This window comes from Calidifontibacillus erzurumensis, from assembly GCF_013303125.1.
In the GTDB taxonomy this organism is placed as follows: Bacteria; Bacillota; Bacilli; order Bacillales; family Bacillaceae_J; genus Calidifontibacillus; species Calidifontibacillus erzurumensis.
The window spans coordinates 1-14,564 of the sequence record NZ_JABTTE010000004.1; the positions used below are offsets into that span (position 1 = coordinate 1).

The 14,564-nt window shown below is 35.3% G+C and carries 18 protein-coding genes; 1 reads left to right on the forward strand and 17 read right to left on the reverse strand.

Features of this window, described 5'->3' with window-relative positions; genetic code table 11:
* Positions 1–39 precede the first annotated feature (39 nt).
* The gene (locus tag HR057_RS04520) at positions 40–663 is read right to left on the reverse strand and encodes a biotin transporter BioY (protein WP_173730240.1); all 624 of its coding nucleotides are present in this window, start codon (positions 661–663) and stop codon (positions 40–42) included.
* A gap of 204 nt (positions 664–867) precedes the next feature.
* Here HR057_RS04520 and bioB point away from each other — a divergent pair, with 204 nt between their 5' ends.
* The gene (bioB, locus tag HR057_RS04525) at positions 868–1,857 is read left to right on the forward strand and encodes a biotin synthase BioB (RefSeq protein ID WP_173730241.1); all 990 of its coding nucleotides are present in this window, start codon (positions 868–870) and stop codon (positions 1,855–1,857) included.
* Positions 1,858–1,966: 109 nt separating this feature from the next.
* Here bioB and HR057_RS04530 read toward each other — a convergent pair whose 3' ends face one another.
* The 16 genes from HR057_RS04530 to pduL form a co-directional block, all read right to left on the reverse strand.
* Positions 1,967–2,977, reverse strand: a complete 1,011-nt coding sequence (locus HR057_RS04530) for a phosphotransferase enzyme family protein (RefSeq protein WP_173730242.1) — start codon at positions 2,975–2,977, stop codon at positions 1,967–1,969.
* 177 nt (positions 2,978–3,154) lie between these two features.
* Entirely contained in the window at positions 3,155–3,895 is a 741-nt protein-coding gene (locus tag HR057_RS04535) for an HAD family hydrolase (RefSeq protein ID WP_173730243.1), read from the reverse strand.
* Positions 3,896–3,928: 33 nt separating this feature from the next.
* Positions 3,929–4,879, reverse strand: coding sequence for a malate dehydrogenase (mdh, locus tag HR057_RS04540; protein ID WP_173730244.1), 951 nt, complete (start codon positions 4,877–4,879; stop codon positions 3,929–3,931).
* 38 nt (positions 4,880–4,917) lie between these two features.
* Complete coding sequence (locus HR057_RS04545) at positions 4,918–5,421, reverse strand: BMC domain-containing protein (protein WP_173730245.1); 504 nt, start codon at positions 5,419–5,421, stop codon at positions 4,918–4,920.
* A gap of 45 nt (positions 5,422–5,466) precedes the next feature.
* Entirely contained in the window at positions 5,467–5,748 is a 282-nt protein-coding gene (locus HR057_RS04550; protein ID WP_173730246.1) for a BMC domain-containing protein, read from the reverse strand.
* Between the two features lie 42 nt (positions 5,749–5,790).
* Complete coding sequence (locus HR057_RS04555) at positions 5,791–7,314, reverse strand: aldehyde dehydrogenase family protein (RefSeq protein WP_173730247.1); 1,524 nt, start codon at positions 7,312–7,314, stop codon at positions 5,791–5,793.
* Between the two features lie 21 nt (positions 7,315–7,335).
* Entirely contained in the window at positions 7,336–7,989 is a 654-nt protein-coding gene (eutL, locus tag HR057_RS04560; RefSeq protein WP_173730248.1) for an ethanolamine utilization microcompartment protein EutL, read from the reverse strand.
* 17 nt (positions 7,990–8,006) lie between these two features.
* Positions 8,007–8,882, reverse strand: a complete 876-nt coding sequence (eutC, locus tag HR057_RS04565) for an ethanolamine ammonia-lyase subunit EutC (RefSeq protein ID WP_173730249.1) — start codon at positions 8,880–8,882, stop codon at positions 8,007–8,009.
* Between the two features lie 14 nt (positions 8,883–8,896).
* Positions 8,897–10,264: an ethanolamine ammonia-lyase subunit EutB gene (locus HR057_RS04570; RefSeq protein ID WP_173730250.1), complete on the reverse strand. Its 1,368-nt coding sequence runs from the start codon at positions 10,262–10,264 to the stop codon at positions 8,897–8,899.
* A gap of 27 nt (positions 10,265–10,291) precedes the next feature.
* Positions 10,292–11,719 carry an ethanolamine ammonia-lyase reactivating factor EutA gene (locus HR057_RS04575; protein ID WP_173730251.1) on the reverse strand — a complete coding sequence of 476 codons (1,428 nt, stop codon included), beginning with the start codon at positions 11,717–11,719 and terminating at the stop codon, positions 10,292–10,294.
* Between the two features lie 60 nt (positions 11,720–11,779).
* A complete protein-coding gene (locus HR057_RS04580) occupies positions 11,780–12,280 on the reverse strand; it encodes a EutP/PduV family microcompartment system protein (protein WP_173730252.1) in 501 nt (166 codons plus the stop codon).
* Positions 12,281–12,299: 19 nt separating this feature from the next.
* Positions 12,300–12,641: an ethanolamine utilization microcompartment protein EutS gene (gene eutS / locus HR057_RS04585; protein WP_173730253.1), complete on the reverse strand. Its 342-nt coding sequence runs from the start codon at positions 12,639–12,641 to the stop codon at positions 12,300–12,302.
* Between the two features lie 2 nt (positions 12,642–12,643).
* The gene (locus HR057_RS04590; protein ID WP_173730254.1) at positions 12,644–12,955 is read right to left on the reverse strand and encodes a BMC domain-containing protein; all 312 of its coding nucleotides are present in this window, start codon (positions 12,953–12,955) and stop codon (positions 12,644–12,646) included.
* A 14-nt stretch (positions 12,956–12,969) separates the two neighbouring features.
* Positions 12,970–13,233 (reverse strand): EutN/CcmL family microcompartment protein, encoded by a 264-nt coding sequence (locus tag HR057_RS04595; RefSeq protein WP_173730255.1) that lies wholly within the window; start codon positions 13,231–13,233, stop codon positions 12,970–12,972.
* A 20-nt stretch (positions 13,234–13,253) separates the two neighbouring features.
* Complete coding sequence (locus tag HR057_RS04600; protein ID WP_173730256.1) at positions 13,254–13,880, reverse strand: hypothetical protein; 627 nt, start codon at positions 13,878–13,880, stop codon at positions 13,254–13,256.
* The gene (pduL, locus tag HR057_RS04605) at positions 13,877–14,548 is read right to left on the reverse strand and encodes a phosphate propanoyltransferase (RefSeq protein WP_374724009.1); all 672 of its coding nucleotides are present in this window, start codon (positions 14,546–14,548) and stop codon (positions 13,877–13,879) included. Before pduL ends, HR057_RS04600 begins: the two co-directional genes overlap by 4 nt.
* Positions 14,549–14,564: the final 16 nt, after the last annotated feature.

Consider the following 14,564-nt stretch of genomic DNA (forward strand, 5'->3'; position numbering starts at 1 on the left):
AAAATAAGCTGCTGAGCTTTTCTCAACAGCCTTTTTTTACTACGATTTTGTAGTGTTAGAAATTTCGTTTGAAGCAATAGTTTCCTTCGTTATTGGATTTGTTTTATGTACAGCTCTATAAAGGCGAGGAGCAATAATTCCTGCAAATATCGATAAAATAATATCTTTCGGCAATGGAACCATCATCCAACTCCAAGCAAGTTTATATGTAAATCCTTCTGGTGCTTCAGCCCAAAGTTTGTAAGCATAGTACATCCAATTTGTACCGATGACATAATTGACAACCATACCAATAAGTGAAGCTGAAATAAAAATGCCAACAGATTTTTTCTCAGATTTTTCGATGAACAAACCGACAAGAAAAGAAACTAATATGTAGGATAGTAAAAATCCAAATGTCGGTTTTATAAATATAGCAGCACCGCCAGTAAATTGGGCGAATACTGGTGCACCAGCAATACCAATGAGAACATAAGCAATCATTGCCAACGCCCCAACTCGACTACCTAAAATGGCACCAGCAAGGATCGAAAAAAATGTTTGCAATGTGATCGGCACTCCTCCAATGACTAGGAAAGATGTCATATTTGCGCCAACAGCCATTAAAGCAACAAAAACGGCTGCCATCGTTAAATCAATTGTTCTTAATCTTTTTTTGACCATTCTACTTTCTACTCCCCTTTACAATTGTTACCAAAGTTATCATAGACAAAAGCAACCCATTTTGTCAACTCATTTCTTTTATATGTTAACTTTTATTGTAAGAAATTTTTAATATTTTTATATTTTTTCTATTTTATATAGATTTTTAACGTCTTTATTGTTAACATTATTTTATTAGAAGTTTACATAAATGGAGGCTGTAATATGAATTGGAGTAAATTAGCAGAACATGTTATTAATGGAAGAGAAATTTCTGATGAGGAAGCGCTGGCAGTTTTAAATTGCCCTGATCATGATATCTTATCTTTATTACATGGAGCTTTTCAAATCCGCAAGCACTATTTCGGTACAAAAGTTAAATTAAATATGATAATGAATGCCAAGTCTGGCAACTGTTCGGAAAACTGTGGGTATTGTGCGCAATCCGCTGTTTCAACTGCACCAATTGAAAAATATTATATGCTGGACAAGGAAGCATTATTAAAAGGAGCTAAACAAGCATTTGATTTAAATGTTGGTACATATTGTATTGTCGCAAGCGGGCGAGGACCAACAGACCGGGAAATTGATACGGTTGTTGAAACAGTAAAAGAAATTAAACAAACATATAATTTAAAAATTTGTGCTTGTCTCGGATTATTAAAACCTGAGCAAGCAAAAAGGCTAAAAGAAGCTGGTGTTGACCGATACAACCATAACTTAAATACATCAAAAGAACACCATGACTTTATTACAACTTCCCATTCGTATGACGATCGTGTCAATACGATCTTAACGATTAAAGAAGCAGGTATATCCCCTTGTTCCGGTGTAATTGTCGGAATGAAGGAAACAAAGGAAGATGTCATTCGTATGGCACGGAACTTAAAAGCGATCGGTGCAGATTCGATCCCGATAAACTTTCTTCATGCCATTGAGGGGACACCACTTGCAGGAACGAATGAATTGAATCCTAGGTATTGTCTAAAGGTATTGGCCCTTTTCAGATTTATTAATCCTGATAAAGAAATTCGCATCTCTGGCGGACGAGAAGTGAACTTAAGGAGCTTGCAGCCACTCGGTTTATACCCTGCAAATTCAATATTTGTTGGCGATTACCTAACAACAAGGGGAGCAGAAACCACTGCAGACCACCAAATGCTGGAGGACCTTGGATTTGAAATTGATTTCGTAAAAGTAGAGGCAGAAGTGTAAAAAAATAGACTAATGAAAAATAAGCACCCATGAAGGTATAGAAAAAATACGTTTATGGGTGCTTACAAAAATGGTATTAAAAAATAAACATCTAGAAAAGATTTTATCTTTATATAATAGTATTTTGTAAATATTTAAAGGCTAATAAATCTGTATCCTCGGTGTATTTACTTCCTAATTGCCGTGTTGTTTCATTGTCACGGCTTCCAATCCAAGCTATTAATTGCAATCTTCGCATCATGATAAAAGTAGGAATTTCTTCCTTTTCTTCATTGGAAAGGGGGCGTATCTTTTGATATCCTTTTATCCAGGCATCAATTAATGCGGGAACATATGGTTTATGTTCAATAAAACTTAAAGAAGTTGCAAGATCGTATAAATAATATCCAAATCCGCAGTCATCAAAATCAATAACTTTTATGTTATCTCCATCAATAAGTAAATTAGCAAGGCGTAAATCTGAATGAATAAGACCGAATCGATCAGGTCCATTCCCAAAATTTTTTAGCCTAGTAAATATTTTTTCTGAAACTTTCTCGAACAAGGCTAATCGATCTTGGGTCATTCCCAAGCCATTTTGCCACTTGCCCCATTTTGGATTAGAACCAAGAATAGTGTCATAATTCCAAGTTAGACGCTTTATATTACGCAAACGATCTCTAAATTTAATACTGTGTTCGTGGAGCTTTGCTGTTATTTCACCAAGAATCTCAAATTGATCAATGAGAGCGCTTTCATCGTTTTCATCAGGAGCTTTCCCTTCTAAAAATGTAAATAAAGTACAATAATATGTGTTATTTTCATCCGTAATCTCTTGTATATATTGCCCGTTTTCTGCTTTTATTGGTAAAGAAACTGTAATCGTAGAAAGTTCATCAATTGATTTAATCCAAGCAATTTCACCTTCAATTTCTTCCTTTGTATGATAACCTGGCCTCCCTACTCTTAAAATATATTTTTCACCAGTAATTGTATTTTTCACTAGAAAAGTTGCGTTTTCAGAGTAGTTTAAAAGTTGGATCGTTTCTTGAGTTTGAAATGGGTAAAAAAGGATTGCTCTTTTTGCAATCTGAGTAAATTTATCTAAAACATCGTATAAATAATTTTTAGTATCACTCATCGTATTTCTCCTTTCATTTCCAAATCTATCAACTATTTCGAAAAACAGTTTGTTTCAGCTTGTTTAGTAAACACGTTACAATTGCCATGCTATATTACTAAACCACATCAATTAAAAGTTAAATAAATTTTTAATATTCCGATATTTAATTATAAAAATTGAAAAAGTTATTTCTACCTATTGTCCAATATCCATTAATTCTTTATAACTATGAATAATTAAATCAGCATCAATCAGATGATCTGTATTTTTTGCATAAGAGACAATCCCTACTGTAAAATTTATTCCTGCATTTTTACCTAATTGTATATCAGCATTTGTATCTCCAATTAGCATTGTCTCTGAAAGTGAAAATCCAAAGCGGTCACTAGCCAAATAAACAAGATCAGGGTATGGCTTTCCATTCAACACTTGATCACTTCCAATCACAAAGTCAAAATAGTTTTCCACACCTACTTTTTTTAAGTGACACTTTGCTTTTTCAGTATCATCTGCTGTCAAAACACCTAACTTTACATTATTTTCCTTAAACTTTTCAAGTAACTCCTTGATTCCATCTATCAATTTAATTGATATTGAACTATTTTGTCTTTCATTTGCATAATTTACACTTTCATTAGCATGAAATACAGCTAAATCCCATGGTAAGCCGTTTTCATATATTTTATAAGCTAAAATAATCTTACTTTCTTCCATATTAGCTATTGCTAGAGGACTTTTCGGATCAATAGAATTGTCTTCTTCTCCCGCTCCAAAAACTTTTCTTAATTCCTTCTTGGTAAGTGAACATTCTGGCAAATTACTTCTAATATATTCTGATAGATCATCAACCCATGGTATCCAAATGGATGGAAAATCTAATATTGTTCCATCTTTATCAAAAAGAACTGTATTAATCTCTCTCCCTAAAAAATTCATCTTTTCACGCCTTTCAAGTATTGGAAAGGAACACTATATGATTTCAGATATAATATTTATAGTATTTCTTACATCGTTAGCAGAAATATCTAATTGGTTCTTTTCTTCATTAGTTAGAGGAAGTTCAATGATATATTCAATCCCACTACCACCTAGGATCGTAGGTACACCTAGACACAAGTCGTAATAACCATATTCACCCTCTAGATAAGCAATGGCTGGTAGAATGCGTTTTTTATCTCTAATTATTGCTTCTGCCATTTCAACTAAAGAGGCTGCAGGAGCATAGTATGCGCTCCCATTTCCTAACAATTCAACTATTTCGCCTCCCCCTTTTCTAGTTCTTTCAACAATTGCATCAATTTGTTCTTTTGTCATAACTTGATCTAAAGGGATGCCGGCGGCATTGGAGTACCTGATCAGTGGTACCATATTATCACCATGGCCACCTAGCACGAACCCTTTAACATCCTCCACAGAAATGTTTAAAGCTTCAGCAACAAATGTATTAAAACGTGCTGTGTCAAGGACACCAGATTGACCGATCACACGATTTTTCGGAAACCCAGTCGTTTTTAAACAAGTATACGTCATAGCATCAACTGGATTACTTAGGACAAGGACGTAACTTTCAGGTGCATATTCTTTAATCTTTTTCGAGACGGTCACCATGATATCTTTATTCGTCATTACTAAGTCATCGCGGCTCATACCGGGCTTTCTGGCAACTCCAGCGGTTATAATGATCATGTCGGCATTTTTTATATAAGAGTAATCTGATGTGCCAATAATTGTAACATTGAATTTTTCGATTGGCCCTGCTTCAAACATATCTAAAGCTTTCCCTTTGGTTGGCTTTTCTAACGAAGGAATATCTAGTAAAACGATATCTCCTAGTTCTTTTTGTGCTAACAAAAGCGCGCATGTTGCACCTGTAAATCCAGCCCCTATTACCGCAATTTTATTTTTTTTAAACGTTTTCATGCGTGATCTCCCTCTTCTATAGCAACTTTTTATTCCATTCATTTATTTTTTTCCATTTCTCCATTCGAAGGATCCCCATCATTTTCACTGTTAGTATTAGAAGATTTAAGAACATCATCTGGAATATTAAGTGGATTTTCTTCCTTCCGTTCAACTATTTTTCTCCCTGTTTTTTCTCTATCACTCTTAATATCTTTCATCTTTTTATTATTTTTTCTTTTCTCTTGATCTTTAATATTGATTTGTTCACGATCAGTAATATTTGTTCCATCGTTCTTTTGGATCAATTCTTTTATTTGTTTGTCTGGATGGGGTATCACCCAGGATGAAACATAGGTTCCGAAACGATTTGAAGCTTTCTTCCCTGCTTCTACTGCTGCTTGAACAGCACTAACATCCCCTTCAATTAAAATGGCTACTAAACCAGCATCAACCTTTTCCTTTCGAATAAGTGTCACATCCGCCGCTTTTAACATTGCATCTGCAGCTTCTATTGTGGCAACAAGACCCTTTGTTTCAATCATGCCTAAAGCTTTCGTCAACCATTCTCACCCCCGGTTTTTTATCAACAATGGAAGAAATGTTCATTAATTTCCAGGAAGAATCCCTTTTAATTCACTATGCGGTCGAGGAATTACATGGACAGAGCGAAGTTCTCCAACACGTTTCGCCTGTTCGCTACCTGCTTCTACTGCCGCCTTTACAGCCCCAACATCTCCACTTACAAATACTGTGACAATTCCCCCTCCTACATGTACTTTTCCAACAAGTTTTACGTTTGCTGCTTTTACCATTGCATCTGCTGCTTCAATTGCCGCAACAAGTCCTCTTGTTTCAATCATTCCTAATGCACCATTAATTTCAGACATCGTTTTCCTTCCTCCTTAAATTCACTTTTTATAAACTTGAATCTATAAGGCTACTTGTGACACTACTTTTTGAACTAGATCAATGATAACTTTTTTATCAATCGATTGTGTGTCATACTTAACATCAGCAAGCACTTTAGCTACAACTTCTTCAACTGTTTTTTCTTCCTTTTCAGTAATATGTTGAGGTTGCACTATTTCTTGCGGAATGGAAACTTCTTTCGTAACAAAGGCTAAACGTTTAATATTAATAAGATGACGGGCTGAAATATTATCACCTGTTATATTCCCTCCATAGGATCCACACCCAAGAGTAAAAGATGGTTTTAATCCTGTTGTTGCACCAACAGCTCCAATGGAAGAAAGAGTATTTACCATTATTCGTGAAACAGGCATTTCTTTTGAAAACTCTTCAGCGATTTGTTCATTATTGGTATGAATTGACAGGCTATGTCCTCTACCACCAAGATTTAATAAACCTAAACAAATTTCCTTGGCTTTCTCTTTCGTAGGTGCAGTATATAGTGCAAGAATTGGAGATAGTTTCTCAATAGAAAAAGGCGCTGATTTTTCTAACCGATCTTCTTCAGCAATGATTACACGAGTATCAGGAGGTACTTGAATACCAGCCATTTTAGCTATTTCCACTGCAGATTTCCCGACAATATCCGGATTAAGCTGCCCAATAACAGGTGAGATTATTCTTTCCACTTTTTGTTTTTCCTCACCTTCAACAAAATAAGCTTTATTTTTTTTCAATTCCCGTATTGTCGCTTCTTTTATATTTGCATCTACCACGATCGCTTGTTCAGAAGCACAAATTGTTCCATTATCAAAGGTTTTGCTATCAATAATATTTTTTACAGCTTTGGCAATATTAGCGGATTTTTCAATATATACTGGTACATTTCCTGGACCAACTCCATAAGCCGGCTTCCCAGAACTATATGCCGCCCTAACTAGACCAACACCACCCGTTGCTAATATGACATTCGTTAATTTGTGTTTCATTAACTGTGTAGTTGCTTCTAAAGTAGGATTGGAAATCCAACCAATTATTCCTTCGGGAGCCCCTGCTTCAATAGCTGCTTGACTACACACTTTTAACGCTTCAATTGTACATTTTGTGGCGCGCGGATGCGGACTAGCGACAATTGCGTTTCCACTTTTTAATGATATTAAAGTTTTATAGATAGCTGTGGAAGTAGGATTTGTTGTTGGTATGATTGCTGCTACTACTCCAAAAGGATAAGCAATCTCAATTAATTTTGAGGCATAATCACGATGAATGATTCCAATCGTTTTCTCATTTTTAATAGATTCGTAGACATCTCGAGAACTTACTTCATTTTTTATTTTCTTGTGAGCAACAATGCCTATTCCTGTCTCTTTAACTGCCATTTCAGCAAGTCGATTAGCTTCGCGAAATGCAGCGTCTGCTATATTCTTTACAATTTGGTCTACTTTTTGCTGTGAAAAAGTAGCAAATAATTTTTGTGCTTCATGTGCTTTTATCAGTGCATGCCTCATTTCTTGAATCGATTGAAGATCAGTATCTAGACACATTTTCTGAATCCCTCCTATTGTTTAATAATGTTTTGGTTTATTTGCCACATGAATAACAGCTTCACGAAAAGCATTTGCAGCAGCTTCACAAGCTGATTGAGTGCCTGTTAATAGTCCCCCGGCAAAATTTGTTTCCGATGGTGGTTTAAATAAAGACCTTAACTCAACATTTGCTTCTTTTAAAGCAATATCAATTCCAAACATTGCTTCCAGTGGAGGTGCAATTAAATAAGCAATTGATTCTCCTTCTTTAATTCCCGCTTCCTTTGATAATAATTTTCCAGCACGAGGAACGACATGGGCAAAAAACACATGGGAAACCTCTTCATTTAAGGCTTCAAAATAAGCTTCCTTATTAACTGTTTTAATTACAGCTTCCATACCGCTTCGTACTTCATCATTGTTTGGGCCAGAAAACATTCCAATAAATTCTCCTGATAATGGACCTGAAGAATAAGCAGAACCAGCGTAAAAAGAATGGCTGTAACAGACTTCGATATCAGCTTGTTTTGTCGCCTCATCAAGGGCAACAATTCCAATATCATCAATTGTCACAGTAAACATCCCAATGCTAGAATGATTTGGTGGTAAATCAAACTTTTTGATCATATCTGGATGTACTTTAGGAATTATTCGAATTGCTAATATTTCAGCGAAAATGGGTTTGAGCTTCATAAAATTTTGGATCTCCTTTAAAGTTCCTTTTGCACAAGAGATATTCCACTAGCTTTATAATTTAAAATCTTTTCTATCAATGTTCCAAGATAAGCACCGGCTTCAACAGGAGGTATTCCGCCTTTATGGATGTTCGAAACAACCATACGGTCTGCTTCAATCGTTCCAATTCTTGGCTTATAGCATAAATAAGCACTTAATGATTCAGCACTTACAAGCCCAGGCCGTTCACCGATAAGTAAAACAACTACTTCTGGTTCCAAAATTTCACCAACATCATCCATGACAGCAACTCTACCTCTTTTTATAAAAAAAGGTGTACCTATCATAATGCCCTTATTCACTAAAGACTGTTGAAGTGAAAGATAGACATCTTCTACATTTTCTAATATTGCATTTGAACTCAATCCATCTGATATAATGATTTGTACTTGAGGTTTTTTGATGCATCTACTCTTTATTAGCTCTTTTCCCTCTTCAGAAAGCCTTCTACCGTAATCAGGTCTTCTTATATAAGTGTCTTTATCAACTGCTTTTGTTGTGACCGAAAATAATTGCAATCTTTCTAGAAATGTATCAGGTACTTCCCCTGAAACCGCATCAACTGCTGCAGCATGATCATAACGAAATTTAAGCCAACTATTCGTAAGAGGACGAGGTCCAGATCTTCCTACACCAACTCGAGCTGGTGTTTTTTTTCTTATTTCGATTAATTCATCAGACACAAATTCTGTCTCTATACTTGAATTTTCTTTTAATTCAGAAATATTTTTTCGCTCTAATTCATTTATTTCTTTCTCATTCCTTGAGTCAGTAATACTTTGAGCAGTTTTTTTCTCAATAAGTTGATCAACAATAAGTCTTGTTACTTTTTCTATCAGGAGTTTATCCATAATTTTTACCCCTTTTATCTATTAAAAATTGTTAGGTCTCCAGCTTTATTAGTCAAAATACCATCCTCTGTTATAATATCCATTTCTAATAGCCAGCGATTAAATTCAGGAGCAGTCTGCTTTTGTAATGTTTGTCTTAATGTTGCAACATCATGGTAACTCAATGTTTGGTAATTCAACATGCAATCATCACCCATTGGAGCAGCAATAACAAAATTGACACCTGCAGCAGTCAGCAAAACACTTAAATCTTCGATATCATTTTGGTCTGCTTTTGCATGATTTGTATAGCAGATATCAACTCCCATCGGCAATAAATGCATTTTTCCCATAAAATGGTCTTCTAGACCAGCCCGAATAATCTGTTTATTATTGTACAAGTATTCAGGGCCAATAAATCCAACAACAGTATTAACAATAAAGGGATCATAGCACCTTGCAAAACCATAGTTTCTTGCTTCCAAAGTCATTTGATCAACATTGTAATGGGCTTCAGCGGACAACTCTGATCCTTGACCTGTTTCAAAATAGAGACGATGTGGTCCGGTACCTGTCCCTTCTTTCCTAACTAGTTCATTAGCTTCAAATAATAGCTCTGCTGTTATACCAAATGATCGATTTGCTTTTTCCGTTCCTGCGATACTTTGAAAAATCAGATCTGCAGGTGCTCCTTGTCTAATTGCTTTCATTTGCGTTGTGACATGTGCTAACACACAATTTTGAGTAGGAATTTTCCATTCCCGAATAAAATCATGAGTAGCATGTAACAACCTTTTTACATTTTCTACAGAATCATCAACTGGATTAATTCCTATAACAGCATCCCCAACACCATATGACAGACCCTCTTTAATCGACATTAAGATGCCCTCAACATCATCTGTTGGATGGTTTGGTTGTAATCTCGAAGAAAGTGTACCTTTTTGTCCAATTGTAATATTACATGTTGTAATAACTTCAATTTTGTTTGCTGCATAAACTAGATCTATATTTGACATTATTTTTGCAACAGCAGCTATCATTTCACTTGTTAGGCCTCTACTAATTCGTTTTAAATCTTCACTTTTCGTATTGTCCGATAAAATATATTCCCTTAATTCTGCAATGGACCAATTTTTAATGGAAGAATATATTCTTTCATTAATCGAATTTTCAATCATTCTCGAAACTTCATCTTCTTCTGGAGGAATTATAGGATTATTTCTAATGTCTTCAAGCGTCAATGTACTTAAAACTTCTTTGGCTGCGATTCGTTCCTGGACCGTTTCGGCTGCTATTCCAGCTAAGCGATCTCCCGATTTTTCCTCATTCGCTTTTGCAAAAAGTTCTTTTAAATTGGAAAAAGAATATACTTTTCCTAAATACGTTGTCTTTAACTTCACTATTAGCACCTCTTAATAAGGAAGTTCTTAAAATGCTAATGACTTCATAACAACTGGAACAACACCTGACTGAAGTAATTTGCCTATATCTAAATAATCACCAAATTCAGAATTAATTTGATCAATACAAACACACTTTAAGGATGGATACTTGATGGCAAGAGTTTGACCAATCGCTTTAGCTAAATCTTTTTTTAGAATAATTACCAATGGCTGGAAGGGATCTTTTTTATAATTAATACCATCTATTACAGCATCAACAAGTTTATGAATCTCCTGAAAACTTAATAATGGAACATCAGTGAAAAATAGCGCAAAATTTTGTCCTTCCTCAAAAGGATCATATATTTGAATTCCTTCTCTTATTGCATTGACGATAATGGTACTTTTTTCATCCGTCCAGTTTGGAAACTCAATACGGTGAATTGGTAAATTTTTTATCGGTAAAAGTGAAGGATCCACTTGAATGGTTGCTCCACTAATTTCGGTCGTTTGTGTACATGCTCCTATGACAGTGGCACGTGATGTTTCTTTCGGTATTAGCCATTCGAACTCAGCTAGAGAACGATTTTCCAAAAGAGATTCTGCTAAAACCATTCCGATATCGTTAAAAGATACACCATTTTCCAATTGTTTTTCTTTTTTATAAATACACTCTGCTATACCACCAGAGAAGGTAATTACATCAATCCTCTCTGACCAATTTGGCGGGTGGCCAAGCAAGTATTGATAATCATCGGCTTGTAGACGTTGTTGTAAAGTCCGTGCAAGTACCATAGCTAAGTGATCAGTCATTATTTTCAATTTAGTTTTTGATATATAATCTCCTATTCCTACATTCATTCCTAATTTAGAAAAGGAATTTTTTATCCTGTCAGAAATATAAATGATAACTTCATTTTTAAACTCTATTAGTTTTCCACCAATATGTAATGTACAAGTTCCCAATAGCTTGCCATATTGGTAGACTGCAATATTAGCAGTTCCACCGCCAATATCAATGTTTGCAAATACTTTGCTTGATTGTTTTGATGCATCATATAAACCTGAACCTTTAGCGGCAACAATCGCTTCAAGATCTGGACCAGCTGTAGCAACTAAAAAGTCTCCACCCTGTTTCGAAAGATAAAATAATGCCTCTTCAGCATTTGATTTTGTCGCTGCTTCACCAGTAATAATAACAGCTCCAGTTTGAACATCTTCCGGAACAATATTGGCTGCTTCGTATTGGGATAAAATGATTTCTTCAATTTTTTCCATATCAATTTCTGAAGATGATTTTAAAGGTGTACGAAAAATTGGACTCTCGTAGATAATTTCTTTGTTAATAATTTCAATGGAAGGTATACGTGTTTTTCCCGCAGTATTTTTTAATAAAAAACGGCTGACAACCATTTTTGTTGTACTTGTTCCAATATCGATTCCAACGCTAATCAAATGTTCATTTTTACACATTTTTACATCCTTTCAAAAATCAAAGTTAAAATTTTTGGGATATTGCTCTTTTTTATTCAATTAGTTATGGAAGATTAGAATATCGTTTTGCAACGTATTTTTAGAAATTTCACGCATTTCTTCAATACTTGAACATTTAATTAGTTCTTTTAATTCTTTGATACCGATCATTGAATATGAAGAGGTAAGAACGATTGGACCAGATATTATTGCCCTTTTCAAATATTCAACTGCACGTTTTACGTTTGCTTCTGGGTGATCGCATTTGGTAACAACTCCAATAATCAATTTATTGATACCTAAACTAAAACCTGGCGGAAATATCGATTTTTCTTTTGTTGCATCCTGAATAAATAATACATGTGTGACTTCCAACGAAGTTGCCATAATACTTTTGTAATATAAAGGGTTTTCACTATATTCCCCTGGAGTATCAATAATCCAATCATAGAAATTTAAGCTTTGTGTTTTATGTGGCTCAATTTTCTTTCCTAACAATGCAAGTGTTAATGTTGTTTTTCCTGCACGAATGGCACCAATTAGCATGGCTCGATTATTCATTGCAGCACCCCAAGAACGATTATGATTTTGTAACCGCTGTTGTTGTATAATTTAAATATTTCTTAAGAAATTGATTTACCTCTATTAAAGCTGTTTCGACCTCGGAAACACTACCAGTCAATACTAGACTCCCAGTAAATCGATCAAGAAAACCAATTTTTACGCTTGCTGCTTTAGTCGCATAATCGCCAGCTATAATAACTGTTTCACTTGGAGTTAAAGTTAAAATTCCTAGTGCTCCTGTCTTTTCCAATCCTAGTTTGTCGTAAAGGTCCGGGTCAGGGTTGGCAATCAAGTGACTTAGTGTTACCTGCTTTCCAGGAACAAATTCTTGAATAAATCGCTTCTTTTCTTCCACCAAGATCAACACCTGTTTTCATAATTTCTAACATCATTTTTCTGGTTTTCGATAATCAGGCTTGCAAGTGTTTGTTGATCAACTGTCGGAATGACCGAGTAGGCAACTAGCGCTCCCGTACGTTCTGCAATCTGCTTTCCTACATCAATGGCTGCCAATACAGAACTAACATCGCCTGTTATAAATGTAGTTATTCTGGCAGGATCTGTCTTATTTTGCTGAAACACGCGTACATCAGCAGTTTTTAGCATGATATCAATAGCTTCAATTGTAGAAGCAATCCCTATTGTCTCGATCATCCCAACAGCTATCCCCATGTTTTCATCCTTTCTTAATCTTCCGGATCAATAATTCCGATAATAAGAGCATCGACAGGTACAGGCTGATCGTTGAAAGTTGAGGCTGGTGTTCCCCTTGTAACAATCACTTTGTCTCCTGTACCTGCGCCAATACGGTCAACAGCCACAATGATTGAATTTGTACAGGATTCATTTGGTTCTAAGTATTCAATTTTTACTTTTAATAGCTTTACACCGGTTAACCCTTCTTCCTTTCTAGTAGCCCAAATGCTACTAATTACGGTTCCTATGACCATGATGGAAAGCCTCCCCGACTTTAAGAAAACGAAATCTCGATACCACGCTCCCTTGCTTTATCACGTGCAAGCGGAGTAATGATTGTACCTTGCTGAACAACAAGCCGTTCACCAGAATAATTGATAATATCATCTTGTGTAACGAGTGTTTTTGTAATGGTGCTATTCTTTTCAATATTAAAAGGTTTCAAATCCTTAAGTTCCTTAAAAGCTACTCCATATTTTTCGATTGTTTCTTTGTAACTATGAATGGTTTTTAAATAATATGGATATTTATGTTTTTTTTCGTCTACCTGTAATAATTTTTGCAATCTAGGTTCAAGCACGAATGTAATTGGAATTTCATGAATGATTAAATGGGAAAAAAGTTTGCTTTCAAGACAATCGGTAAAACCAAGCGCAACTTTCGCAAGAAAGTCTTGATCAACTGATAAGAATGCTGCATGATCAACTTGGAACATTAAATTGTCATCTTGCTGATTTGCTTTCACAATACTCCAATAAAAATTTAAAAAACTACAATCCTGTTCGGTATTTATATTAGGCTTTGAAACTACAAGAAGTTTTTGCCTTTTCATCATATTTTCGTTGGCTAGTTTGTTAACGATCTCTTCAACAATTCTTTCTATTACTTCTGGGTCAATCATATTGGACCACCCAATTTAAATAGTTTTCCAAATGTACCAGGCTTGACGTCAGCCGCATTTGCCTCATCTGTGTCTATATGCATTTCCAAGACAAAATTTGGAGAGACCCGAACTTTTACTTTTTCAAATGAAATTGGTCTGCTTTCATTTATTATTTTGACACGAACGAATTCTCCGTCTTTTACATTAAAACGGACTGCATCTTCGGGATTCATATGGATATGAGCTTGAGCAATAATTAAACCTTCTTTCAAATAGATGCTCCCTTTTGGCCCAATGATTGTTACTGGCGAAGAATCCATAAGTTCGCCAGATTCCCGAATTGGCGGTGTCACCCCAAGCTTTCTAGCATCTGTCAAGCTAATTTCTACTTGTGTCTTCCGTCTTAATGGTCCCAATATTCTGACATTTTGGATACTTCCTTTTGGTCCAGCAATTGTAACCGTCTCATTAGCCGCAAATTGCCCTGGTTGTGAAAGGTCTGCTTTCTTTGTCAAAGATGCTTCACTTCCAAATAATTTTTCAAAGTCACTCTTCGTCAAGTGACAATGACGACCTGATACACCGATTGGAACAAGATATTTATCATTACTATTTTTCATAGCATGTTTATTTGTAAGCTCCTTTACGATTTCTTCAACCAAATGATCAATATCCATTCTTTTCACTTTAAACACCTCAAAG

Excerpts from the sequence above, each read along its gene's own strand:
- HR057_RS04590 (WP_173730254.1), bottom strand. The coding sequence starts at position 12,955 with ATGGGGATAGCTGTTGGGATGATCGAGACAATAGGGATTGCTTCTACA.
- mdh (WP_173730244.1), bottom strand. The coding sequence starts at position 4,879 with ATGAAAACGTTTAAAAAAAATAAAATTGCGGTAATAGGGGCTGGATTT.
- HR057_RS04550 (WP_173730246.1), bottom strand. The coding sequence starts at position 5,748 with ATGTCTGAAATTAATGGTGCATTAGGAATGATTGAAACAAGAGGACTT.
- HR057_RS04555 (WP_173730247.1), bottom strand. The coding sequence starts at position 7,314 with ATGTGTCTAGATACTGATCTTCAATCGATTCAAGAAATGAGGCATGCA.
- HR057_RS04530 (WP_173730242.1), bottom strand. The coding sequence starts at position 2,977 with ATGAGTGATACTAAAAATTATTTATACGATGTTTTAGATAAATTTACT.
- HR057_RS04575 (WP_173730251.1), bottom strand. The coding sequence starts at position 11,719 with ATGTGTAAAAATGAACATTTGATTAGCGTTGGAATCGATATTGGAACA.
- HR057_RS04595 (WP_173730255.1), bottom strand. The coding sequence starts at position 13,233 with ATGGTCATAGGAACCGTAATTAGTAGCATTTGGGCTACTAGAAAGGAA.
- bioB (WP_173730241.1), top strand. The coding sequence starts at position 868 with ATGAATTGGAGTAAATTAGCAGAACATGTTATTAATGGAAGAGAAATT.
- eutC (WP_173730249.1), bottom strand. The coding sequence starts at position 8,882 with ATGGATAAACTCCTGATAGAAAAAGTAACAAGACTTATTGTTGATCAA.
- HR057_RS04600 (WP_173730256.1), bottom strand. The coding sequence starts at position 13,880 with ATGATTGACCCAGAAGTAATAGAAAGAATTGTTGAAGAGATCGTTAAC.
- HR057_RS04520 (WP_173730240.1), bottom strand. The coding sequence starts at position 663 with ATGGTCAAAAAAAGATTAAGAACAATTGATTTAACGATGGCAGCCGTT.
- eutL (WP_173730248.1), bottom strand. The coding sequence starts at position 7,989 with ATGAAGCTCAAACCCATTTTCGCTGAAATATTAGCAATTCGAATAATT.
- HR057_RS04580 (WP_173730252.1), bottom strand. The coding sequence starts at position 12,280 with ATGAATAATCGAGCCATGCTAATTGGTGCCATTCGTGCAGGAAAAACA.
- HR057_RS04535 (WP_173730243.1), bottom strand. The coding sequence starts at position 3,895 with ATGAATTTTTTAGGGAGAGAGATTAATACAGTTCTTTTTGATAAAGAT.